Here is a 25751-nt window from a genome sequence, read left to right on the forward strand (position 1 = left end):
CAGGTTGTCCGAGGTTGCTTCGGCCCGTTTTGTACTTTTCCGTTGCGAAAATCCGTTGCAACAGGTGAAATCCCAGCGCAGCGCAACGACGCGCAGCGACGCGACGCGGTCACCGCGGTTTTCAGCGAGGAGCAATGCACATGGACTGTTATCCCCGTTTACAGGAAGAACGCCTCCGGCTGGGTCTGGGCCTGAAGGACGCGGCAAAAGTCGCCGAAACGACCCTGCGCACGATGCGGCGCTGGGAGTCAGAACAAAAGATGCCCATCGCCGCGCTGTCGGCGCTGGCCAAATACGGCTACGACGCGCAATACGTGTGCACCGGCCGGCGCAGCATGAACAACAAGGGCCCGCTCGGGAAAGGCGGCACGGAAGACGACACGCCCTACGTCCCCGCCTATGCGCCGGATGAAGTCGAATGGATCCTGCGGCTGCGCCAGCTCGATCCGGAGCAGCGCCGGCAGTTGCAGGCGGTACTCGACGCGCTGGCGCCCAAGCCACGGCGTGCGAAGCGAACACGGCGCCCGCCGGTGCAGGACACCGAACCATCGCTGGCGCCGCTGCCCGCCGAGCCGACGTGAGCGCCCGGCGCGACGGCGCAACCGGTTCGCGCGCTCAGCCCAACTGCTGAAGGATCGCGTCCGCCGTCTTCAGGCTGAACGCCGCGATCGTCAGCGTCGGGTTCGCCGTCGTCACGGTCGGGAACGTGCCGCTGCCGACGAGGTAGAGATTGCTGTGGTCCCAGCTGCGCTGGTTCGCATCGACCACCGACGTGCATGGATCGCTGCCCATGCGGTAGGTGCCGACGATATGGCCGGCACCGAAATACTTGAAGCGCGTCGGCTGGCCGTCGACCGGATACTCGAACGAGGTCGGATCGTTCGGCGCCGGTGCGGTCGTGTACTGCGTGGCGCCCATCTTCGCGAAGATGGCGTCGGCCACCTGCTTGGCTGCGACGAAGCCTTCCTTCGTGTAGTCGGACAGGTCGTAGTGGATCTCGGGCCGCGGCAGGCCCAGCGGATCGAGTTCGTCCGAAAGGCTGACGTAGTTGGTCGCTTCGGGCGATTGTTCCACCAGGAAGCCCAGGCGGAACTGGCGCGACAGGCCACTGTTCAACGCATTCACCAGCGCGCTGCCCCAGAGCGCGGCCGGTGCCGACTCGCCCGCGGCAGGCGGGTTGAGCTGACTGACGTTCATGCCGTTGATGAAATCCATCGTCGTCGTGTCGGGATCGCCGACCGCGAAGTTCCAGCCTTCGTTGCCGATCTCGATGCGGAACGCGGCGCGCTCGGAACGGAACGCGCCGTCGCGCAGGCTTTCGATGCCCGCCGTGGCGAGCGGCCCGCGATACGGATAGATCGGCTGCGGCGCCAGCGCCCATGCCAGGTACAGCGGGTGGTCCATGAGGTTCTGGCCGACGCGGCCGCTGGTGTTGGCGATGCCGTTCGGATAGCGGCCGCCGTTCTTCGACATCAGCAGCAGGCGCGGCGTCTCGATCGCGTGCGCGGCGATCACGTAGATCTTCGCCGTGACCGTACCGCGTGCGGTCGCCGGTCCGGTGACCTGCTGGTACTGGATGTAGTCGATGCCGCTGACCTGCTTGTCCTCGCCGACCGTGACGTGACTGGCGACGGTCTGCGGCCATACGGTCACGTTGCCGGTGTCGAGCGCGCTGTTGAGGCTCACGCTCGGATCGTACTTCGCCTGTATGGGGCAGATCGGAATGCAGTTGGTATTGCCGGCGCAGACGCGGCGGTTCTGGTAAGGCTGCGAGTTGCGCCCGGCTGGCGTGCCGGTCACGTTGACCGGCAGGTTTTCCCAGGTCATTCCCTGGGTCGCAGTATCGACCGCATCGTCGACCAGGCTGTGCGGGATTGCCTGCATCGGATAGCTGTAGCCCGGCGGAAAGGTGATGCCGAGGAAGGACTGTTCGGCCACGTTCGCCGACACGCCGATCTCGGCTTCGGCCTTGCAGTACCAGGGATCGAGTTCGTCGTAGCTGATCGGCCAGTTCACTTCCTGCTGGTAGACGGTTTCCATCTGGAAGTCGTTCGGCAGGAAGCGCAGGCTCGTGCCGAGCCAATGCCGCATGGTGCCGCCGGCGACGCGCTCGTACGTGCTCGCGAACGCCTGTGGGCCTTGCTGGATCAGATAGGCCTGGTGCGGATCCTGCCAGTTGTCGGCGCGCAGGGTCAGCACCGTTGGACGGCCTGCGGCGAGGGTCGACGGATCCGTCAGGTTGCCGCTGCCGGGTGGCGTGAACAGGTCCGGCGTATACGGGGACTCCGGCGTCTTCGCGACCGAGGTGTAGAAGCGCTGCATGAACGCGTTGATGTTCGGCGGCGTGCCGGCGCCGGCCTCGAGCAGCAGCACCTTCTTGCCGGCGAGGCCGAGTTGCTTGGCCAGGATAGAGCCGGACGCGCCGGCACCGACGATGACGACGTCGTATTCGGTCTGCGGATTGCTCATGACGTGGCCCCCGTGAAGTCCGCCAGCGACGGTGGATTGTTCGCCCAATAGCCAAAGGTGTAGTTGCTGTAGCCCATCGGGTGCGCCTGAGCCACGTTCCAGGCCCAGCCCTGCGTGTAGGCGTCCATCGAGATGACGACCGACGGCGGCGGCCCCGGCGGCGGCGTGGGACTGTTGTAGGCCTGCAGGACTTTCGGGTCGTACCAGCTGCCGAGGTACCACGCGAGCATGATGCTGCGCGCGAGATAGCAGACGTCGGCACCGTTGTCCTGGAACACCTGCGCGGCGATCTGTGCGCCGCTCAGGCCCTGCGCGACCGCGTTGTCATAGATCGACAGCAACTGCGTGAATGTCGCGCCGCCGTTCTTCTGCGCCGTGTCGAAATACTGCTGCGGCACGGTCGACGGCGACAGCGGCGGCGCGAGGTTGGCGGCATTGATGCCTGTCAGCAGCGCCGACAGGTTGACGAAGCTGGTCATCGGATCGCTGGCCATGGGCTTGCCTGATAGGTCGATGGAAATACGCGCCGCTACTGCGCGCGTTCGAGGATGAACGTGAAGTCCGACGTGCGGCCGGTCGTCGCCGCCGCATTGCCGTGGCAGTTCATGCAGCTCGACGAGGACTGCGGCACGCTGCCCTGGATATAGGTTTCCAGTGTGCTGTTGGCGAGGAATGCCGGTGCCGGCACGCCGTTGGGATCGGTCTTGCTCGTCGGATCGGTCGGCCACTGCGTGCTGACCAGCGTGTAGTTCTGCCACACGGTTCCCTGCAGCAGCCCGGTGAAGGCGCTGCTCAGCTGCACGACCTCGGCGCTGATCGGAATCACGCGCGTGACCTGGCTCGTGAAGCCGTTCGGGAACGGCTGGATGTTCGGATTCCACGGCCGCGGCGGTGGCTCGTTGACCGTGCAACTGGTGCAGCCGGCGCGGTAGAAGTTGTAGTGCGGCTTAAGCGTTCCGGCATCCACGTCGGCCTGCTGCGGCGCATTCGCCGCCTGCTCGAACGTGGACCAGATCCATTGCGGTGCGCCCGCGGTCTTGTGCGCGATATGCAGGCCGACGAGGCCGAGTGTTGCGGTCGTGCAGGATTCCTCGATGCGCGGGTTGTCCTGCGGCGGCGTGTAAACGAGCGCCTGCGCGGTGTGGAACGCGCCCGCGTCGTCGCTGGTGTCGAGCACCATCCACGCGGCCTTGACCATGATCGCGCCGACCGTGCCGTTGCTGCCGCCGGTCACGGTGCCGGAGGGAAAATCGACGGTTGCCGTGAATGCGGCCTGTCCCTGTTTGCTGTAAAGATCGTTCTGCACGATGTATTCGAACATCGGCCGGTTGACGAGAATCTCGTAGCGCACGTAGCGGCCGTGCTGGTCGATCAGTGGGCCGGTGTCGAAGGGCTCGACCGTCGCCGACAGCACGTCCGGCGTCTTGCCGACCATGCTGAGCACGCGCATGCCCTTGGCCGCGCCGAGGTTGCGGCACGCAGGCGGTATCGTGTGCGGGGCATCCCAGCCGCCGGGCTTCGCGCCGCCGGCCTTCATGACATCCGAGAGTTCCTTCCACTGCTCCCACTGCGTCGGCGCATCGCCGCCGGGCAGGCTGCCCTGGCCGATCACGCCGCCACTGGCCGGCGCGTTGAGCGACAGGAAGGTGAGCCAGGAGTAGTAGTCGAAGCCGTGCTGCAGATTCGCCAGCGTGATCGGCGGCACGATCGTCGCGTCGCACGGCAGGCCGCTCGTGAGCAGCGCCGGCGTGATCGGCGTGGTCGGCGGCGTCACGTTGCAGTTCGTCACGGGCGGATCGATAGTCGGGGCCGGCTGCGGCGTCACCGGCTGCAGCGAACACCCCACGGCGAGGGCCAGCACCGTCGCCGCGCCACCCGCGACTGCCCATTTCCCGCTGCGCTTCATCGGACTTCCCCTGGTTGGCAACTGCTGGCTGGCAACTGCGTTGACGGCACCGCATCCGGAACATGTGGCGCGCAGGCGCGGCGCTGTCGCAGGCGACAGAACTCCGCACGAGCTTCAGGCGCGCCATCTCGCCCGCCGTGTCAGTGCTGCTCGATAACTGGCTTTCCCTGTACGGCGACGGCATCCGGCCGGCTTGCCGCCGTTTTGTTGCGCTTGCTCCAGCGTATACAGGTGTACGAACTGCTTCACGCTGCGATGCCGCAATACTGGCTCCGAAACAGGGTGATTCTTGCCGCGTTCAAAGGGACTAAGCGCGAAAACCTACCGGCTGCCATCATGGCTTTGTGAAAACAAAAAAACGCCGGGCAAACCTCGCCCGGCGTCGTGTCGTCGCGGCAGGGCCGCAACGTCCTTCCCTCAATCGATCAGAACGTGACGCTCCAGCTGTCGATGCGGCCGACGTCGCCGGGGCCGTTGTCGTTGACGCGCAGTCGCCAGGTGCCGTTGAGCGCTTCGCTGGACAGGTTCAGCGTGACCGTCTTGTTGATGTTGTCCGTGCCGCCGCCGGTACGGTTGTGGATGTTGTACAGCGTGCCGTCCGGAGCCACGAGGTCGACCTTCAGATCACCCTGGTAGGTGTGGACGATGGCGACGGTCACGGACGCGTTGCTCGGGGCATTGCCGCTGCGGCCGGAGACCGTGATCGGGCTGTCGACCGTGGTGTTGTCGCTGATCGTGTAGTCGGTCGTGTTGCTGTAGGTCTGCGTGCCGCCGCCGCCACCGGTGGTGTAGTTGCCGACGATGCTGACGCCGGAGAACGCGGCATAGGCCTTGAGACGCACGTGGTAGGTGCCGGCGCTCGGCGCCGCGATCGTGCAGGTTTCGGCGTTGGTCGAGCCGTCGGACTTGCAGTCGAACACCGTGTCGGTCGGCGCGCTGCCAAAGCGGACGAACAGGTCCGCATCGCCGGTGCCGCCCGAGGTGGTGAAGGTCAGGTTGGTCGCGCCCGACGGCACCGCCATGGTGTAGGCCAGTGCACTGCCCGTTGCCGCCGCCTGGCTGGTCAATGCGGTGCCGCGCGTCAGCGTGCCGCCGCCGCCACCGCCGCCACCGTCGCAGTTGGCCAGGCAGCTGCCGGCTTCGACGCGGTTGCGGATCGTCGTGGCCGGCTGCGAGCCGAAGCCGCGGTTGAAGTTGATGCCGACGCTGGTCAGGTGGCAGTAGCTCATGATCGTGCCGCCGCCGGAGGGATTGCCCGGCAGCGGGCAGCCGCCCTCGGTCGCGCCGGAGCAGCTGTCGATGGCCGTGTTGTTGCCGTTCCAGACGCAGGCATGGGTGTGGCGTGAGCCGAGCAGGTGGCCGGCCTCATGCGTGACGACGCTGACCGTCCACGAATACGTCGGCACGGTGTTGTACGCCGCACTCACGCCGCTGGTGCACATGCTGGCCGAGCGCGAGCTGTTGCAGATGCCCGAGAAGCCGGCGGCGACGCCGCCGCCGAGCGAGCGGAAGGTCAGCAGCTGTGCGATCGTGCCGGTGAAGCTGCCGGCGCGATTGCTCTGGAAGCTCGACAGGTTGGCGGTCGAGCTGGAGCCGTTGTACGGGTCGCTCGTGGTCCAGATGTAGGCCTGCTGCAGTTTCAGCGAGATGCCGTCGTTCGCGTACAGGGTCGCGGAGTTGTTGAATACCGCGGTCACGTAGTCCGTCGCCGCCTGCAGGCTGCCGCGGCTCTGGAAGATGTCGTATTCGGCTTCCATCCACTCGGTTGCGCACTTGACGGTCTGCAGCGCGTCGGTGACTGGCGCGGTGCCGCTGACGACCGGCGTGGTTGCCGGTTGCGCGGCTGCGATGGCCGACTTCGGCGCCTGCGGTTCGTCCCAGTATTTCGCGAAGCTCTCGCGCGCGCCGCTGCCGTCCATGGCGCAGCCGGGCGCCCCGGACTTGTCGAGCAGCGCGGATTCGGCGTAGACGATGTGGCGATTGGTCGGGTTCAGGCCTTCGAGCTTGCCGATCACCCAGTTGCCGTCGGTGACGGTGGAGAAGGTGCCGAAGACTTCGCTGTCGAACACGCTGATCGCGGCGAACGAGGACGGATCGCCCTTGACGATGCCGCGATAGTGCAGGCCGCGGTTGATCTTGCTGGTGTCTTCGCCGCCGCTGGCGGTGATCTGGAAGTCGGGTGCAAAAATATCATTCTCGAACAATTCCAGTTCGACCGTGCCGCGTTCGCGCGTCGGCAGGCGCAGCGTCAGCGAGCTCGGGCGTCCGTTCCTCAGCGCTGCTATGGCGTCCTTGTCGAGATCGAGCAGCGTGCCGCTGCTGACCGCGAGCTGGGTCACCGAATCGGCCGTGGCCGAGCGCGACGAGTGGCTGGCGAACAGTTCGACCGCGCCGAACGCGTCGGCCTTGCCGCGGTAGTTGTCGACCTGCAGCGACATCAGGCTGGGCCTGGCGCCAGCGGCATCGTCGGCTGCGCCGGCAAGGCCGCCGCCGAGCGCGAACAGCAGGCAGGCGGGCAACACGGCCTGCCAGATACGGGTGTTCCAGCGGCGCTGGGTTTTCGTGCGTGAGACGTTCATTCGATTGACTCCCTCCCGGTATACGAATGGCCGCAATGCGGCGTATCGACCTCCGTGTCACCGGCACAGGGCAACGGCGTGCCGCGATGGCCACGCACCGGCGTGCAGACGCAAGGCGCAACATGCCCACGCAGCCGCGTCGCGGCTGAGTTTTGCCCTGTTTGCGCTTGCGGTACCCGAACGGCGCGATTCCATCCCTGCAACGCTGTGGAACACCCCCGTGTATCCACGTCGACGCCATCGCCAGCGGGCTGGGTCCGGACAGTGCGGCTGCGACGGTTATCGTGCAGACCTGCTACCTGCGTTTCCGGATCATGTCGTGCCGCGGGCTGGGCGTCGCTTGCTCGTTGCCGAGCACCTCTCCCGGGGCGACCATGTACACCACGCGAGCAGGGATGGCAACCACGCGTTCAACGCCGTTTTGCATATGTGTCCGGTTTCACATTGATTGTTTTGTGAACCCGGTGGTGCAATCGTGCACGTTGAACGGATGCCGGGTTGCACTGCAGCATCCTCACGTGCCGACCGCTCAGGCGATTCCGTCTGCATCGATGGCAATCGTCCACCGATTCGCTGCAAATCGGCGTGCTGTCGGGGTGTGCGTCGTTGCGCTGCAGCAGGCGAAGGCTTATGCCCATTCAGGCATACATGAGGGCTGCGACTGTTGCGTCGCGTCAGCGCCGCCGCGTCCGTCCAGTCCGCCATTTCGCGCGGGTCCTCGTGTGGGAAACTGCGGCGGTTCACGGAGATTGAGGAGTAGTGATGGTCGTCGCGTTCGTGCTGGGTGTTGTGCTGGGTGTCGTGTTGACCTGGAAATGGCTCGCGTCCGCGCGCGGCGGAACACCGACGGCAGCGTTGCCGCCGCCTGCGCCAGCGACGAGCCAAACCGTTTCCGTCGAGCCGGCGCCCATTCCCGCGACGACATCGAATCGAGTGGACTCGTCGCCCGCGACCGCACAGCCGCCAACTGCGCCGGCGCCGCGCGATCGCCTGAACGCACTGCTGCGTCCCTGCGTAGAGCGCATGGAAAGTTTCGACCATCCAGACGAGCTGGCCGCCTGCGCCGAATTCGTCGCCGCGGTGGAGCTGTTCGCCAGCGACGCTTTCACCGTGCGCGAGCGCCTCGAAGCCGTGCCGTCGCGCATGGTGCCGCTGAGCTGTGCGGCGTTGGTCGCGCTGCACAGCGCCGGCGACGTGGTGCCGCTCGATGTCGTGCGCACGGTCGATCGGATGGGCTACTTCAGTCTGCACTATGCGCTGGGCTACCTCGCCGCGCATCCGCATCCCGAGACGCTGGAACTCGTGCTGCTGCGCATGAGCGAGTGGTGGATCGATCATCCGGTCACGCGTGCCGGGTTGCAGCAGTATTTCGACGCGGTGCCCGCCGGTACCACGCTGGGCAGCGGCATCGCTGCGGCCGACCCGGGCCAGTTGCGTGCGTTGCAGGGTTGGCTGCGCAACAGTGGGCACGCGCGCGGCGAGCTGTTCGCGGCCTCGATCGCGCAGCAGTTGCGCGCCCATGAGGACTACGCCGTGCTGGCTCAGGTCGGACGGCTGATCGGACCCGACGACGACGGCGACGAGATCCTCGCGAGTCCCGACGCCGAGGCGCGGCAGCGCGTACTCGCATTGCTCACGCGCGAGCCGCGCACGAGTCCGGTGCTGGTCGGTCCCGAAGGCAGCGGCAAGACCACGCTGATCCGCCAGTGCCTGCGCGAACTCGCGGCACAGGGTTGGCGCATCTTCGAAGCGACGCCGGCGCAGATCCTGGCCGGCCAGAAATTCATCGGCGAACTCGAAGGCCGCGTCACCGCGCTCGTGCGCGCGCTGAGCGCGCCGCGCACGCTGTGGTACGTGCCCGAGGCGCACCAGCTGCTCGAAAAGGGCCGCACCACGAGCGACCCCACCGGCATACTCGACCTGCTGCTGCCGTATCTGGAGAAACGCGAGATCCAGCTGATCGGCGAAAGCCCGCGCGAGGCGTGGAGCCGCGTCATCGCGCAGCGTCCGCGTATCCAGCATCTGACCGTAGGCCTCAGCGTCGACGCGCTCGATGCGGCGGCGACCCGCGCGCTCGCGCTGGACTGGGCAGCCGCGGCGCGCGAGCGCACCCGCGAGGAAACCGCGACGCCCGAACTCATCGCCGAGGCCATGACCCTCGCGACGCAGCAGTTCCCCGAACGCGCCGAACCCGGGCGCAGCCTGCGCCTGCTGCAGGAAACCCTGCAGGCCGCGCTGCGGGCCGACCCACCATTGCTGCCGCTGACGCGCGAGCAGATCCTCGCGACGCTGGCGGGCCAGTCCGGCTTGCCGCTCGAAATCCTCGACGGCGGTGCGGCACTGGACCTGGCCCAGGTCCGCGAATTCTTCGCGCGCCGCGTGATCGGCCAGGACGAAGCGGTCGACAGCCTCGTCGATCGCATCAGCATGCTCAAGGCCGGGCTGACCGATCCGCAGCGCCCGCTCGGCGTGTTCCTGTTCGCGGGCCCCACCGGCACCGGCAAGACCGAACTCGCCAAAGCACTGGCCGAATACCTGTTCGGTTCGCGCGAGAAGCTGCTGCGCTTCGACATGAGCGAATACCAGTCCGAGGACGCGTACTGGCGCCTCATCGACGAAGGCAGCAGCGAGCGCAGCACCTCGCTGACCGGACGCATCCGCCAGACGCCGTTCGCGGTCGTGCTGCTCGACGAATTCGAGAAATCGCACCCGCGCGTCTGGGACCTGTTCCTGCAGCTGTTCGACGACGGCCGCCTGACCGACCGGCAGGGCAATACCGCGGACTTCCGCCACAGCCTGATCATCCTGACCAGCAACGTGGGGTCGACGGTGACGCGGCACAGCGGGCCGGGTTTCGTCGCCGCGAGCGATGCGTCCGCGCGCGGCGACGCCGAGCGCGCGCTGTTCGCAACATTCCGCCGCGAATTCCTCAACCGCCTCGACCGCATCGTGATCTTCCAGCCGCTGTCACGCGCCGTGATGCGCGACATCCTGCACAAGGAACTGGAACTCGTGCTGTCGCGGCGCGGATTCCGCGCGCGCGACTGGGCGGTCGAATGGGAGCCGTCGGCGGTGGATTTCCTGCTCGAGCGCGGCTTCACGCCGGACCTCGGCGCACGGCCGCTGCGTCGCGCGATCGACCAGTACCTGCTCGCGCCGCTGTCGCGCACCATCGTGGAAAACCGCGCGCCGAGCGGTGGCCAGTTCCTGTTCGTGACCGGCGCCGGCGACGCGCTGCAGGTGCGCTTCGTCGATCCCGACGCGACCGGTGCGCCGGTAGCCGCCAAGGCATCCGCGCCGGAACGCGCCGACTTGCGTGCGCTCGCGCTGGACCCGGCCGCGGACGATGCGGCGCGCGCCGCGCTGCAGGCCGCGCTCGATGCGAGCGAACGGCGCCTGCACGGCGAGGACTGGATCGCGCTGAAGGACCAGGCCGCGAGCGCAATGCAGTCGCGCGACTTCTGGGACAGCGGCGATCGCCAGTGCGTGCTCGACACGCTCGAGCGCATGGACCGCATCGAGAACGGCGTGCGCGGCGCGCATTCGCTGCTGCAGCGCCTGACCGGCGGCGGTCGCGGCGTGCTCGACGTCGTGCGCCATCTCGCGCTGCGATTGCACCTGCTTGAACTCGCGGGCGATGCCGTGCTCGCGGGGGAACCCGAAGACGCGCAGCTGGAGCTGCTGAGTCCCGACCGCGTCAATGCGGCGACGCGCGCGTGGGCCGAGCGCCTCGCGCAGATGTATGCCGACTGGGCCGAGACGCGCGGCATGCGCGTGCGCACGATCGGGCACGACCGCGAGCAGGCGCACCTGCGCCTGATCGTCGCGGGCTTCGGTGCCTGGCAGTCGCTGCGCGACGAGCGCGGTCTGCATGTACTCGAACGCGGCGACGCGAACCCGGCCGAACGCACACGTATCCGCGTACGCGTGACGCCGGACGGCGTCGGCGGCTTCGCCGCCGAGGCCGATACCGAATCGCGCCTGTGCCGCCGCTACCAGGAACAGCCCACGCCGCTGGTGCGCGACGCCGTCCGCGGCTGGCGCAGCGGCCGGCTGGATCGTGTGCTGGGCGGGGATTTCGATCTGATCGGGTGAGGCGCGCACGACTTGGCGAAACGCGGTCGCGCCACGTCCGACGCGGCGCGGAAAACTGTCCTTCGGCTTGCGGCAGTCCCGGTGGCGACCCCGGCTTCCGGTCGTGTCGCTGCACCACACCCCCGGCGAATCCTGTCGTGCGGCACGCGCGCCGCACGATCGCGGACTGCAGCATTGATGCGACGGGCTCCGCGCACGCCGAACATACGCATGCGCATGCTCCCCGACGCTGTACTTGCGTGTTTGTCATCACGCGGTAATCGCGCTTTACCACATTTGCGCATCTTCTGCAGGCGGGCTATCTGTAGAGGTTACGTCACGCCGAGCGGCGTGGATGAGTCAGCCAGCAATCCATTCGTTTCGACAGGAATTTCCATGAGCTTGATATTCCGGGGCTCGGCACGCCTGCGTGCCATCGCTGCCCTGTTCGCGCTGTGCGGCGCGATCCTCGCCATGCCGGCGCAGGCGTTCGACCTGCTGCCGATGACGCACGAAGAGGCGTTGGACGTCTGCGAATCGTCCGGCGTCAACACCGATCCGTGGCTGCAGGGCATTGCCATCGCGCAACCCGGGCGCTGGTGGAACGCGCGGCGCTACGGCACCGGCTGGGACTTGGTCTACAGCGACGATCGCAGCAAGCTCAAGGCGTTCATCTACACCTTCAACGAGTTCGGTCATTCGACGTGGCTGGCCACGGACATGATCAGGATCGAGGAAGCCGGGGACAACTGGAACGCGACGGTCTATCAGTACACGAAGACCACCGGCGGCGCGATCAACAAGGACCCGATGGGCGAAGTGCACTTGCGCTTCTTCCGCGACGACCCCTCGCGGCTCGGCGCGCGCTGGAAGTGGAACCGGATTCCGCCTGGCCTCATGCCGGGCGGTGCGCTGAACGAATGCCTCAGCGATATGACGCGCCTGAATCCCACGTACTACGCGGGTTTCGCGGCGCCGCCGGTCACGAAGGAATTCTCCGAGAAACAACTCGCCGCCGAACCGGTCGGCACGACGGTGCTGTCCGGCTACTGGAACAGCTCGGAATCGAATCCGCAGGACGTGGATGAAGTACCCGGCGTGGTCATGACGATCATGCAGACGTCGCTGGGCGACGACCGCGGCAAGTTCGGCGAGGCCGCGGTCAAGCTCATGTACAACGGCGGCAGCACGCATTTCGGCCAGCCGATCTTCGTGCAGGCGCAGCGCACGACGCTGGTCGACGCGATACCGCTGTCCAGCGACACATTCAATCTCTATTTCCACTACGGGACGGGCTATCCCAACGGCTACGCGGTCAACGACTGCATCTACAACGCCGCGCAGCCGGATGCATGCAACAACAACCAGCGCGTCGGTACGTATACGCGCTATTTCAAGCCCGAGACGAACTACCGCTCGGCGCATACGACGTTCACGATCGAGGCCGCGCAGCTCAACGCGACGACCGGCGCGGTGCCCAACGCGCCGCTGCCCGCGACCGGCACCAAGGTGCCGGCCTATCTCTCGTCCGGCACCAGCGCCGGCACGGTGACGCGCACGGCGCGGCTGCAGGAGATTTCGGTCAACCAGTACACCTGCCAGGCGCCGACCGGCGGCGAGTGTTCGCTCTGGGTGAACTGGGCCGGCAACGGCATCGGCAAGCCGTGGCGGCGCGACCTGTCGACGCTGATGTATTCGGGAGCGCCGCTGGCCACGGAAGATTTCGGCATCGTCGAGCCGGTCCTGCAGCACGGTGAGCGCGCGCAGTTCGAACTGTGGCAGGGTACGCCCGGTACACCCGGCGGCGTACTGCTGGACCGCACGCCCGAAGTGCGCGCGGTCGGCCCGACACCGAGCACGAATGGACCGATCGACGTGCCGCCGGCGCCGATCATCACGAACGCAGGCGACCTGCCGCCGAACGACGCGAGTGTCGGTACGCTGGCTGGCGAGCCAGGTGTCGACGGCGGTGCCGCCACGTATCGCGTACCGATCGAAGTGCCACCTGGGCGCAACGGCATGCAGCCCAGCGTGGCGCTGGCCTACAGCAGTCGCGGCGGCAATGGCAGCGCGGGGCTCGGCTGGAGCCTCGCGGCCGGCAGCACCATCACGCGCTGCGGCCGCACGCCGGACCAGGATGGCGAGACGAGCGGCGTGCGCCTCGACGGCAGTGACCGCCTGTGCCTCGACGGCCAGCGTCTCGTAGCGACCAGCGGCAGCTACGGTGCGGTCGATACGCTTTATGGTACCGAGATCGACAGTTTCACGCGCGTAAAACAGACAGCTGCGCCGCTGAACGCTGGCGGCGTGTGCTTCAGCGTGGACTACAAGGACGGCCGCAAAGCGACCTTCGGCTGCGCGCCGGCCGGTTCTTACTGCGGCGGCGCGGTGCCGCGCGTGCGTCCCAAGGACAAGTCGCTCGAAAGCAGCTGGCTGCTTAGCCGGGTCGAGGATCGCAATGGCAACCTGATGGACTACTGTTACCGCGAATTCGGCCCCGTCAACAGCGGCGAAATCCTGCTCGACCAGATCCGCTATACCGGATCGACACAGGCCGGCGCAGCAGCCGCGCGCATTCCGACCCGCAGCGTGAAGTTCGACTACCTGCCGCGCCCGACCGGCGGCACGGCCAACGACCAGAGCTCCTCCGGCATTGCCGGCGGCATGCTGACGCAAACCCAGAGGCTTGTGGCAATTTCCACCTTTTCTCCCGATGTCTCGTTGCCGGCGCGGCTCTACAAGCTGCGATACGACGACCCGATATTTTCCGGCAAGGACTACAGCAACTACAGCGGCCGCAGCCTGTTGCGCCGCATCATCGAATGCGGCTATGAAGCCAACGGCACCGAAGTCTGCCGCGAGCCCACCGAGTTCACATGGTCTGACGGCAACTGGGAATTCACCAGCCGCAAGTTCGCCGTCCCATCCACCAGCGGACTGGCGTCGCCAGCGCCGCCGGCGCCAATGCCGCCGCCGGTCTGGCAGGAAGGCAGCCAGCGCGCCGTCGCTCCCGACTACAAGCGCCAGTCGGTGGCGCAGATCGGTGATCTCGACGGCGACGGCACGCGCGAAATGCTCATCGGTACGAACTGGTACGTGGGGCGGGACCGGATCTACGAGGCGCAGATCGCGAAGGTTACGGCCGACCGGGTCACGCAGGGCATCGTGACGCTGTCGGACTATCCCTGGGATGAGTCCGCCGATATCGACGGAGACGGCACTGCCGAACTCGTTGGCAGGGACAAGATATACAAGTGGAATCGCGGGCGCGGCGCGCCGATCTGCGACAACGGTGCGACCAGCTGTACCGGTACCGCCAGCAGCTATTTCCAGACCGTCACGACCAACCTGCCGGCCGGCGAACATGACTTCATCCGCAGCGTCGTCGACTTCAACGGCGACGGCGCTCCCGATGTGCTGATGAGCATGAACGGCGGCAGCGCGTGCGATTCCGGTAGCAGTGGCGGCCCCAAAAAGTCGGCGAAAGCGGGCGTCGAACCGCCGGGCGGCTTTGCGCCGCTGTGCCTGTTCCTGAATACGCGTCCCGGTCCGATCGGCGTTGGCACGACGGCGTTCAATTTCGCCGCGCCGCTGCAGATCGCCTTGCTGTATGCCGGCACCGTCAACGAGTCGGTACAGCACGTCACCGACTTCGACGGCGATGGAACCTCTGACATCGTCGTCGGCGACGCCAACGGCGTGCAACGCCTTTTCCTCGGCCAGCTCAACGGTGGCGCACTGACCTATGCGGAGCGGCTACCGTCGACGCTGGGTTTCCGCTCCTACACGAAAAACCTGCGCTGGATGGACGTCAACGGCGACAGTCTCGACGACATCGTCATCGCTGACGTGCCGGGCGGCGCGGCGCAGTGCCTCAACGGCCATTGCTTCGCGAGTTGGGTACTGCAGATCAACAAGGGCGGCTCGCTGGGGCCGCAGATCTATCCGGCCAGCCCCGTCGGCATGCTGAGCCCGGGACTGAGCATCGATACGGTCGGCAGCCAGTGGCAGCTGCGCTACTTCAGCAAGATGATCCAGACCGACGTCGATTCCGACGGGCGTCCGGACCTGCTCTATCCGGCGCAGTTCGCTGCGCGCATGTGTTTTGGCGCGTTCCTGACCAACAACCAGTTCCTGACGCCGCGTCCGCCGAAGGATTGCCCCGATGGCATGACTTGCGATGCCGACGTCTGTGCAGCGCCGCCACCGGAAGACGGCACGACCTACGTGGCCCATCCGGGCGGCGCACCGACCTGGGCGGACGCGTTCAAGAGCGGCCTTGGCGAAGTCGACCCCAGCGTCTACCGCTACAACGCGATCCGCTTCGTGCAGACCGGGCCGGACTCGTTCCGCATCCAGGTCGATCCCACGTCCGTGATCGCCGGTGCCTCGCGGCTCGGTGGCCAGCGCGGCCGTGCCGATGACTACTATGGTGATGGCCTTGCCGACGTGGCGGGGGAAGTCAGCTGTCCGCTGCGGCCGACGCAGAATTTCCCGGTCAATGTATGCCGACTCGCCTATGGCGCGATGCCGGGCGGCGGACTGGCCGGTCCCGGCAGTCCGACCAGCTATCTCGATTCGGCGCAGACGATACAGCTCGGCACCATCGTTGATAACAACAACGGCACTTTCGTCCTGAACGAGAACCACGGCGACGGCGCGCGCGCGAATCTCGCGCCGATGCTGCCGGATCTCGTGACCAAGGTGGTCAACGGCTTCGGCGACCAGACCTATTGGGACTATCACCCGCTGTCGAGCGACGCCGGACGCGTCAGCGGCAACGGTTTTCCGTTCTATACCCTCGACACGGGCTACGTGGACAGCCGGCACTATCTGTTTCGCTCGTCCATGCCGGTGGTGTCCACGATGAGCCGTTCCAACGGCGTATCGACCGGCAGCCTCTCGCACTGGGGCAGTCGCAGCCAGCAGTACGCCTACGAAGGCGCGATGCTGAACGCCGCGGGGCGCGGCTTTCAGGGCTTCCGCAAGATCACTCACCAGAACATCGGGCCATCGGCGCGCATCGTGCGCACGGCGACCACCTATCACCAGAAATTTCCGCTGACGGGCCGCGTCGAGCGCATTGAGGCCTCGGTGCCCGGCGTCGCGCTTCCCGGCGGGCGCCTCACGCTGCAGACCTTCGATTGGCGCTGCGACCGCAGCAATGTCGGCCTTGCATGTCCTGGCCAGGACGGGAGCGCGACGACGCTCGGCCAGATTCACTGGCCGTTCCTCAATTTCGATGTAAAGCGCAGCTATGACCTGAATTCGGCGCAATCGGGCTTACAGTTGCCAACCGGCCGCGTCGAGACGTTCTACTACGACCCGACCACGCTGGCCTCGGGCTGGACTGCCGAAGGCAATCCGCGTTACCAGCGCACAACAAGCATGGACGGCGACGGTACCGCCGACGGCGACAAGTATTTCCTTGCTGCGCGCGTCGCCACGACCGTCAATCACTACGACACCTCACAACTCAGCCAATGGTGGCTGGACAAGCTCGAACACTCGACCACGACGACGAGCGTCAGCTATCACCCGCGCACCGGCGGCGCGCCGGCCATGGACCTGACGACCAAGGAAGTCAGGACCAGCTTTGCCTGGAACGGCGAGCGCAACCTGATTTCCAAGACCACGACCGACACCGCAACGAATACGGCTTCGCAGGCCACGCTGACGTACCCGTCACCGAACCGCGGCCTGCCGACGAAGATCGTCGTCAGCGGCAGCGGCGTCGACGCCTCGCGCGAAACTCTGTTCGACTACACCACCGACGGCTACTTCGCCGCGAGTTCGACCGGCGTGCTCAGTGCCAGAGACACTGCGCTCAACCACACGACGAGCGTGTTCGTGCGTGCCAGCGACGGCCGCGAAATCCGTGTCACCGACCGCAACGGCATCCGACACGACAACACTTACGACGCGTTCGGCCGCGTGACGGCACAGAGCTACTTACGACGCGGCGGTGTGATGCTGCTGCAGCCGACCGCGTTCTCGTCGCTGCAGCACTGCGCGCTGAGCTGTACCGGCAGCGGTGAGGAAATGGCGGTCTACTACGAGACCCAGGTGCGCGACGGCGCGCCGACACGACGCGCCTGGTACGACATGCTGGGCCGCGAGATCAAACAGTCCATGCGCGGCTTTGACGGACGCTGGGTCAACGTGGTCACCAAGTACCACAACACGGGCTCCGTGGAGTCGACCTCGGCGCCGTATTTCGACGGCGAGACGCCGCTGCTGACGCAGTACACCTATGACCGCAGTGCCCGCGTGCTCAGCAAGCGCCAGCCGATGGCCGAACTCGATCCGGCCCACGGCGACGTCATCAGCACGTATAACTATACCGGTCTGCGCAGCGACGTGTCGGTCTATCCGTCCGTGGCAAACGCCTGCACCCTCGCGCCGAATCTTTGCTTCCAGATGAAGCGCCACTACAACATCCTCGGCCAGCTCATGCGCACCGAGGACGCGCTGAGCGGAACCTATCCGTCGCCGTCGATGGGCGGAATCACCGATTACTGGTTCAATCCCGGCGGCATGGCCGCGGCGATTCGCGACGGCAAGGGCAGCGTGACCACGGCGGAGTACAACGCGCTGGGCCACCGCGTGAAGTCGAACAGTCCCGACCAGGGACTGTGGACGTTCGCCTACAACGGCCTCGGCGAACTGCTGCTCCAGACCGACGCGCGCGGTGTGGAAACCCGCATCACGCAGCGCGATGCGTTCGGCCGCGTGCTGCAGCAACGCCGCGAGCGTCCCGCCGGCGTGCTGGCCGGACTGGCCGACGAGAAGTTCCTCGACACCTGGCAGTACGACAGCGGCGGCGCCAAGGGCGCGCTCGCGCTGGTGGAGCGCCGGCGCAGCGTTGCCGGCAGTCCCGACGGCACCGCGCCGGTCTGGGCGGAAAACTATCTGTACGAGGCAGATTCCGCGCGTTTGTATACACGCACGACGAAGATCGCGCAGGGTACGCCGGACCTGCTGTCGATGGTCCATCAGTACCGATACGAGCCGTATTACGGCACGCTCAATGCCGTCACCTATCCGAACTCGCCCAAGCCGCTCACGGTCTGGCGCCGGTATTCGCGCTACGGCGCAATGACCAGCCTGACCGACGCGCGCCTGATGACACCGCTGTGGTCGATGAGCCAGGCCGACGCCTACGGCAGTCCGACCGCGGAGCAGTTCGGCTACGCGCTGTACGGCTACTCGACCTACAGCCGCGCCACCGGCCAGACACTGACGCGGCGCTGGCGCCCCTACGAGATGCCGACCTTCACGGACGATCTCGACCGGCTGGCCTATTCCTACGACTCGCTCGGCAACCTGACTGCCCAGGAGCGCCGCTGGCGTCAGTACGACCGGTCGGTGGCGACCTCCGAACGCCTGCTGCCGCAAGGCAACACCGGCGGCAATGGCACCATCGGCTGGTACGGCAAGACCAACGAGCGCCTCGAGTACGACAAGCTGCAGCGCCTGACGCGTCTGTATCCGACGCGCACCCGATGGAGCAATGCCCAGCCCGCCGACGAAACCCTGCCGACGGTCAACTACGCCTATGACGCGGTCGGCAACTTCACGCAGAAGTCGGACTACGCCGACAGCTTCGTCTACGGACCGGCCAGCGGCTGCGGTCCGAACGCCGTGGTCAGCGCGACGCAGTCCAACGAGGGATCGCCGGTGGTCCGCAACTACACCTGCGACGCCAACGGCAACCAGCTGTCGGAGACGAACTGGGAAACGCGCCACGTCGTCTATGACGGCGACAACCTGCCGACCACGATCACGCACGACGATGTCTGGAACCCCGCATATACCGTCGACTATGCCTACGCGCCGGGCGGCAGCCGCTATCGCCGCGTCGGTCCGGGCACTACGTATTTCGGCGCCGACGGCTACGAGTACGCGTCCGACAGCACGAACGTCACGTCGCGGCGCATCGAGCTGGGTCCGGTGGTGTATACGCAGCACCGCATCGGCGGCGTGGAAAAGCCGTCCAAGGTCGGCTATCAGCTGCGCGACCGCCTAGGATCGACCGTCGCGATCGCGAACCGCTGGGGGCATTTCAACGACAGCGACAACGGCGGGCCGCCGACGGTCAACGGCGACACCTACTACAACAACAGCATGGATGAAGGCCGCACGCGCCGTTCCTACGATCCGTTCGGCAATCCGCGCCGCCTGACCCTCGACGCGTTCAACCCGGTGCCGTTCCTGTACTACGGCGCGCGCACGCTGCGCGGCTTCGGCGGCCACGAGCACATCGACCGCACCGGCCTGATCCACATGAACGGCCGCATCTACGACCATCGCCTCGGCCGTTTCCTCAGCGTGGACCCGCTGGTGCAGGCCCCGGCCAGCAGCCAGTCGCTGAACCCGTACAGCTATGTGCTGAACAACCCGCAGGCCGGCACCGACCCGACCGGCTTCGCCTCGTGCTGGGAGGAAGGCGACTGCAAGGATCTCGGCCCGGCGCGCCAGGCCTTCACGAGCAACGCGGAGTTCGCGTTCGGCGGGCAGGCGATCCAGGGCGGTGGCCCGACGGGCAACGGCCACCTGAAGGATCCGCTCGCCATGTCGATGCGGGAATACCACGCAGCCATCTTCCGCGAGGCTGTCGAATCGGGGGCGATCGGCCAGCGTTCGAACTTCGGCTTCAACTCCGATGTTGGCCGGCCGGGCCAGGAGACCGACCGCGGTACTTGGCTGCCTGGCTTCGTTGTCCGTCCGAACAGCGATGACAACACGACCTACTGGGGCGTCAACGTTCGCCTCGAGCGTAACAATCGCCTCGCGCTGGCCGATGCCCTGGTCGCGGCGGACGGCCGTGCGATAGTCGGCATGCAGGGCAAGCTGGCTGCGGTCGGGGCGTTCTGCGCCACGACCGCCGGCGGCTGCGCGGCGTACGGTCTGTACGGCGTCAAGCAGGACCTCGACGCGGGCAACAACAAGATGGCCGCCGTCGGCCTGGTGCTCACCGCGGCCGGCGCCGGCCCCGTCGCGGCGGAATTCCGGGGACTGCGTACGGCGACGGCGGAAGCTCGTGCGGCCGGCGCCGTCGGTGCCGAGGTGCGCACCTGCTCGGGGGGCGCTTGCGGGCTGGCATCAAAATGCTTTGTTGCAGGAACGCTGGTCGAAACAAGCGATGGCCCGAGACCGATCGAACAAATCCGCGTCGGCGATCTGGTCGCATCGCGCGACGACGTCAACGGCATGACCGCGTTGAAACCGGTACTTCGCGTACTCGCGAACTCGGGCCGCACGGTCGTCAATGTTGTCCTGCTCGATGCTGCTAACAGGGCCGACACGATTAAGGCGACTCCGGAACATCCATTCCATGTGGCCGGGAGAGGCTGGGTCAATGCGATGGACCTGGCGCCGGGCGACGAGATCGACGATCTCGCGTCATCGGGGCTCGTGGTGCTGTCGGTCGTGGCCGAACCCGGCGACCACGACACCTACAATCTTGAAGTCGCTGATTTCCACACGTACTTCGCGGGTGCTTTCAACGCTTGGGTCCACAACAGCTGTATGTCTGTCGACGAAGAGATGTCGATACTGCGCGAGGCTGCCAATGCCAAGGGGAACATCGGTGTCGGCACCGCGCCAGTAACGCGTGCGGAAGCCGATTCGCTCGGCCGTGCGTGGGTGGGTGAAGGCTACCGTGTATCAAGCAGCGGCAACGCGTGGATTTCCAGGGACGGACTGCGCCAATATCGCTTGCCCTCGGAGAAAGCCAGCAGTTTTGCCACGACTGGCGTGCAGGCGAATCTGGAGCGTCGCCTGGTCGCTGACGGCGCCTGGTTCTCCAATGCCCACGTCAACGTTATTCCGTAGGTGATGCCGCATGAAAGCAGAACTCAAATGGCTGGAATCTCCGGACGTGGATCTGAACACCTTCGAGCCGGAGCGGCCGGACTGCTTCGGTTTCCTGCTGCAGGCGGGCATTGGCCCCGCCGGCAGCAACGCGGCGGATACGTTCGATCTGCAGGTCTGCACGCCGGCGTGGCTGGTGGATCGTCACCGGAATGATGGCGCGCCCCCGTTTCTGTTCGGCACGAACCTCATGATCGTGTTCGCCTACGACCTCGGCGTGATTCGCGGCGCACTGCAGCATCATTGCGAAGGGGTGACCGGCGCGAACTGGGATGAACTCGCGGCCAGGCTTTCGCGGATCGCCGCCTGGGAGTTCGACGGCTATCGCTGATAACCTGAACTCACAGCGGTTGCCGCAAGAGCGCGGAGCCATTGGCAATAGGCCGGAGTAAGCGCAGCAACTCCCGGGCTCAAGGTAATTCAGGACCGCGGATACGATGTGGATAGTTTGCCGAGGTCGTCCTACCCATGACACTGACATTCACGCCGTTCGAATCGTTCTGCGAAGCGAGCCGCGAGCAGAAAGCGCTCGTTCTCGCGCGTCTGTTGCGCGCGCTGGGAGTCGTTGGTCGCGAAACCTATGTTCCGGGAGAGGATGGTCTCTCCGACCCCGCCAGACTGCGGCGGCTGAACGAACTGTCGCATAGGATCGCGAACAAGCTGGTAGAGGTTCTGGCTGCCAGCGACACCGGCATGCCGGATGCGACATTCCTGCAATTTCTTGCGTTGGCCCTCGAAGAAGTCGAGATCCATCCGGACACGCTCGAAAGCCTTATGTCGATGAAGCGCGCCAGTGAATGAAGCGGTCATGGCATGCCGGCGTCAATCGTCCCGGGGCGCATCGATAAACACTCATGACTGACACCTATCAAAGGGCAGAACAGTGGGAAGCGCACGCGAGCGACTACGAGATCGCGCTGCGCGAGCGTCCCGACGACATCGAGGTGTGGATGAATCTCACCACCCTCTATTGGCAAGCCACCGACCCTGGCATTTCTGCGGGCAAAGGTATGTCCGTCGATTTCTTTAAGTTTTCCGCCGATCGTCTGTCAGCGCTGCTTGCGATAGGCCGCGAGCGCTTCGCCGGAATACCGCAGGCGGAGTTCTGGACGCGCTACGTCGAATGGGCCGAATGCGGCCGGCCGCTCGAGGTCGCCGAATGCCGGGAATGGCTGGCGCGCGCACCGCAGTTCAAAGATCCCGCGCTGTACATTCTCATGGCCACTCCGGGTGCCCCTTGCGACGGCGACGTGGCGCAGTTGCTGGCCGAATGCCGCGGACAGGAAACCATGCGCGCCGACTACATCGTGTCGGTCATCGAGGCTAGGGCGGAGAGAAATAGTTGGCTTGCGGATCCGCCAAGCTGATGCAGCATGAAAGCTGAACTCAAATGGCTGCACTCCCCGGACGTGGATCTGGAGAGCTTCGAACCGGAGCGGCCCGATTGCTTCGGCTTCCTATTGCAGACCGGCATAGGTCCTGCCGGTAGCGATGCGGCGGACACGTTCGATCTGCAGGTCTGCACGCCGGCTTGGCTCGTGCAGCAGCATCAGCGCGATGACGCAGCGCCGTACCGGTTCGGCACGGAACTCATGATCGTGTTCGCCTACGATCTCGCGGTGATCCGCGGCGCACTGCAGTACTACTGCGAACGCTGTGCCGGCGAGAGCTGGGACGAGATCGTGCCCAAACTGTCGCGTATCGCTGCGTGGGAGTTCGACGGCTATCGCTGACGGCGTGAAATGACAGCGGCCGCCGCGAGAACGCAGAGCCGTTGGCCGCAAGCCGTCGCGCGGCCTTCGCCACCGCCGTCACCAGCAGACGCGATTGCGTCCGCCGCGCTTGGCTTCGTAGAGCTGCGCGTCGGCCAGCGAGACGAGACGTTCGTGATGGGCCGCATCTTCGCGCGCGGCCAAACCGATGCTGATCGTGATGCGCAGCCCCGGCGCGAAGCCCGAGCAGTCGCATTCTTCCACCGCGTGGCGCAACCGCTCGGCGAGCACGCGCGCCTCGGCGAGTGTGGTGCCGGGAAACAGCAGCGCGAATTCTTCGCCGCCGTAGCGGGCGATGCGGTCCTGCGCGCGCAGCTGCGCGCGCATGGTATCGGCGACCGCGCGCAGCGCGGCGTCGCCGGCGGCGTGCGAATGCTGGTCGTTGATGCGCTTGAAATGGTCGATGTCGACCAGGGCCAGCACGAGCGGGCGCTGCGCCCGCACGGCGTCGTCGAATTCGGCAGCGAGCTGTTCGTCGAACCAGCGCCGGTTGGACAGGCCGGTCAGGCTGTCTTCGCGCGCCTGGCGCTCGAACGCGTCGGCATGTTCGCGCAGGCGAACGAGCAGGGTGCTCTTCTCCGCATCGGCGGCGGTCAGGCGCTCGGTCTGCGCGCGCAGGTCGTGCGTGCGCTGGTCGATGAGCTCGCGCAGGCGGCGTTCGTTGTGGCGCAGCTGGCGCACGCGCGCCTTGTATAAAAAATAAAGAAATGCCAATGCGGCAAGCGCGGCGGCACCCCAGAAACTGCTGCGCTGCCACAGGTGCGGCGCGACGTGCAGGTCGACGATCGCTTCCTCGCGGTTCCAGTCGCCGCCGGCATTCGCCGCCGTCACGCGGAAGCGGTAGTCGCCCGGCGCGAGGTTCGTGAACTGGGCGAAGCGCTGTGCGCCGCGTTCCACCCAGTCCGCATCGAAGCCGTCGAGACGATAGCGGTAGCGGATCTTCTGCGGCATCAGATAGCTGAGGCCGGCGAAATGCAGTTCGATCTTGCGCGTACCCGGCGCCAGCTCGAAGCGGTCGCGCAGCGCGACGCGGCGGTCGTCGACGCGCACTTCCTCGACGACCAGCGGTGGCGCGACACGCGTGAAGCGGTGCAGGCGCGGCGGATCGACGCTGGACAGGCCCATCGCGGTCGCGACCCAGATGCGTCCGTCGGCACTGCGCCAGGCCGCTGGGCCGGAGCCGCCGTTGCATTGCGCGCTGGCCATGCCGTCGGCCTCGCCGAAGACGTCGACGCCCAGCTCCGCGAGCGTGCCATCGGCGACGGCGTCGGCGTCACGGCGCGCGATGCGCAGCACGCCGCGGTTGGTGGTCAGCCAGAAGCGGTCCTCGTCGTCGGCGATGACCTGGAACACGGTGTCCACCGGCAGTCCGTGGCGCCGCGCGACCGCCGCCAGCGTGCCGTTGCGCTCGCGCACGAGGCCGCGGTCGGTCGCCATCCAGATCGTGCCGTCGGCATCCTCGTGGAATCCGAATACATCCTCGATCTCGTCGAAGGCGGACAGGTCGACGGCGCGGATAGTGTCCGCGTCGGCCACCGCGGCACCGTTCGCCGTGCCGATCCAGACGCGCCCGTCGGCGGCCGCGTGCAGCGACATGATGAACTCGCGCGGCAAGCCGTCGGCCACCGTGAAGTTGCGCCAGACCCCGTCACGCAGCCGCGACAGGCCGCGCGAGGTGCCGACCCAGACCGCGCCGTCGCGTGCCGTTGCGATCGCGCGGACCTGGTTGCCGGCCAGTCCGTCGGCGGTGTTCCAGCGCGTGAGCGTGCCGTCGCGCCAATGCAGCAGGCCATTGGCATAGGTGCCGACCCAGAGGCCGCCGGCCGCGTCGCTGGCGAGGCTCAGCACCGAGTCGCCGAACACGGCAGCGGTATCCTTCATCGCCTCGAAGCGGCCGTTACGCCAGCGCGAAAGTCCGTTGCTCGTGCCGGCCCACAGCGTGCCGTCGGCGGTCTCGAGCACGCTGCGCACGTAGTTGTCGGCCAGCCCATGCTCGGTCGTGTAGCTCACGAACGGCGCATCGCGCAGGCGCAGCAGACCACCGTTGGTGCCGACCCAGATGCTGCCTTCGCGATCCTCGAACAGCGCCGACACGCGGTTGTTGGGCAAGCCGACTTCACTGCCCAGGGCTTCGACCTGATTGCCGCGCAGGCGCAGCACGCCGTGGTTGACCGTGCCGATCCATAGATTGCCGCTGCGGTCGGTGAGCAGACGCTGCACCGCATCGACCGGCAGATCCGCGGCCGCGCGCGCGAAGCGTTCGCCATCGCCGCGATACACGCCGCGCTCGGTGCCGACATAAATGCCCCCATCGGCAGTGAACGCGATATCGAACACCGGACCGGGCGGCAGCCCTTGCGCTTCGCCGAACGCCTGCACGACGCCGTCGCGGACGCGCACCACGCCCTCGGTCGTGCCCGCCCAGAGGCTGCCGTCGGCGTGTGCGTTGAGCAGTAGCAAGGACAGGCTCGGCAGGCCCTGCTCAAGCCCGAAATGACGCACGGTACCGGCGTGGACGCGGTCGAGCCCGGCGCTTTCGGTCGCGATCCACAGCGCACCGGCCGCATCCTCGGCGACATCCATGATCTCGTCCTGGGCCAGCCCCTCGCGCATGCTCAGGCGCGACCACTGGCCGTCGCGCAGCAGCGTGACGCCGCCGCGCGAGGTCGCCATCACCAGCGTGCCGTCGCGCAGCACGTGCAGCGCGCGCACGCCGTCGTCGGTCAGCGCCGGCACGCTGGTGCGATCGAATGCGCGGAACTCGATGCCGTTGTAGCGCGCCACGCCTTCCCAGGTGGCGAACCACAGATAGCCGTCGGCCGTCTGCGCCACGCCCTGCACGAGGTTGTGCGGCAAACCCTGCCGGGTGGTCCAGGTCTCGCGGGAATATTCGTTCAGCGGACGCTGATCATTGGCCGCGGCAGCCAGACTCCCGCAAAGCAGCAGCAGGGCGCAGGCGAATCGGGCAACCGCCGTCAGCGCGGAACGCGGCATTGGCGCAGGCACTCCCCCCCGGGTTGGGGGGAGCATACCTGATCGTTTGGGCGGCTTGGCATGGGCGCCACGGACCGTAGC

At 66.7% G+C, this 25751-nt stretch carries 12 protein-coding genes; 7 read left to right on the forward strand and 5 right to left on the reverse strand.

Annotation, left to right across the window (positions count from 1 at the left end; genetic code table 11):
* Positions 1-140 precede the first annotated feature (140 nt).
* Positions 141-581, forward strand: a complete 441-nt coding sequence (locus RUU78_RS12665; RefSeq protein ID WP_313917116.1) for a hypothetical protein — start codon at positions 141-143, stop codon at positions 579-581.
* Between the two features lie 34 nt (positions 582-615).
* On the opposite strand, the gene RUU78_RS12670 is transcribed toward RUU78_RS12665, so the two are convergent.
* The 4 genes from RUU78_RS12670 to RUU78_RS12685 form a co-directional block, all read right to left on the reverse strand.
* A complete protein-coding gene (locus RUU78_RS12670; RefSeq protein WP_313917119.1) occupies positions 616-2469 on the reverse strand; it encodes a GMC family oxidoreductase in 1854 nt (617 codons plus the stop codon).
* Positions 2466-2963: a hypothetical protein gene (locus tag RUU78_RS12675; protein ID WP_313917121.1), complete on the reverse strand. Its 498-nt coding sequence runs from the start codon at positions 2961-2963 to the stop codon at positions 2466-2468. The genes RUU78_RS12670 and RUU78_RS12675 overlap by 4 nt, the downstream gene beginning before the upstream one ends.
* Positions 2964-2998: 35 nt before the next feature.
* Positions 2999-4375, reverse strand: a complete 1377-nt coding sequence (locus tag RUU78_RS12680) for a hypothetical protein (RefSeq protein WP_313917122.1) — start codon at positions 4373-4375, stop codon at positions 2999-3001.
* 425 nt (positions 4376-4800) lie between these two features.
* Positions 4801-6954 (reverse strand): M12 family metallo-peptidase, encoded by a 2154-nt coding sequence (locus tag RUU78_RS12685; RefSeq protein ID WP_313917124.1) that lies wholly within the window; start codon positions 6952-6954, stop codon positions 4801-4803.
* 762 nt (positions 6955-7716) lie between these two features.
* On the opposite strand from RUU78_RS12685, the gene RUU78_RS12690 reads away from it, so the two are divergent.
* The 6 genes from RUU78_RS12690 (at position 7717) to RUU78_RS12715 (ending at position 22637) form a co-directional block, all read left to right on the forward strand.
* Positions 7717-11049, forward strand: a complete 3333-nt coding sequence (locus RUU78_RS12690; protein WP_313917125.1) for an AAA family ATPase — start codon at positions 7717-7719, stop codon at positions 11047-11049.
* Positions 11050-11424: 375 nt separating this feature from the next.
* Positions 11425-20865, forward strand: a complete 9441-nt coding sequence (locus RUU78_RS12695; RefSeq protein WP_313917127.1) for a polymorphic toxin-type HINT domain-containing protein — start codon at positions 11425-11427, stop codon at positions 20863-20865.
* Positions 20866-20875: 10 nt separating this feature from the next.
* Entirely contained in the window at positions 20876-21235 is a 360-nt protein-coding gene (locus RUU78_RS12700; RefSeq protein ID WP_313917129.1) for an immunity 8 family protein, read from the forward strand.
* A gap of 137 nt (positions 21236-21372) precedes the next feature.
* Positions 21373-21705, forward strand: coding sequence for a hypothetical protein (locus RUU78_RS12705; protein ID WP_313917131.1), 333 nt, complete (start codon positions 21373-21375; stop codon positions 21703-21705).
* A 53-nt stretch (positions 21706-21758) separates the two neighbouring features.
* Positions 21759-22271: a hypothetical protein gene (locus RUU78_RS12710; protein WP_313917133.1), complete on the forward strand. Its 513-nt coding sequence runs from the start codon at positions 21759-21761 to the stop codon at positions 22269-22271.
* Positions 22272-22277: 6 nt separating this feature from the next.
* Positions 22278-22637 (forward strand): immunity 8 family protein, encoded by a 360-nt coding sequence (locus tag RUU78_RS12715; protein ID WP_313917135.1) that lies wholly within the window; start codon positions 22278-22280, stop codon positions 22635-22637.
* 78 nt (positions 22638-22715) lie between these two features.
* Here the strand turns inward: RUU78_RS12715 and RUU78_RS12720 are convergent, their stop codons facing one another.
* Positions 22716-25670, reverse strand: coding sequence for a two-component regulator propeller domain-containing protein (locus RUU78_RS12720; protein WP_313917137.1), 2955 nt, complete (start codon positions 25668-25670; stop codon positions 22716-22718).
* Between the last annotated feature and the right edge of the window lie 81 nt (positions 25671-25751).

The sequence above is a fragment of the Tahibacter sp. genome (assembly GCF_032229445.1).
In the GTDB taxonomy this organism is placed as follows: domain Bacteria; phylum Pseudomonadota; class Gammaproteobacteria; order Xanthomonadales; family Rhodanobacteraceae; genus Tahibacter.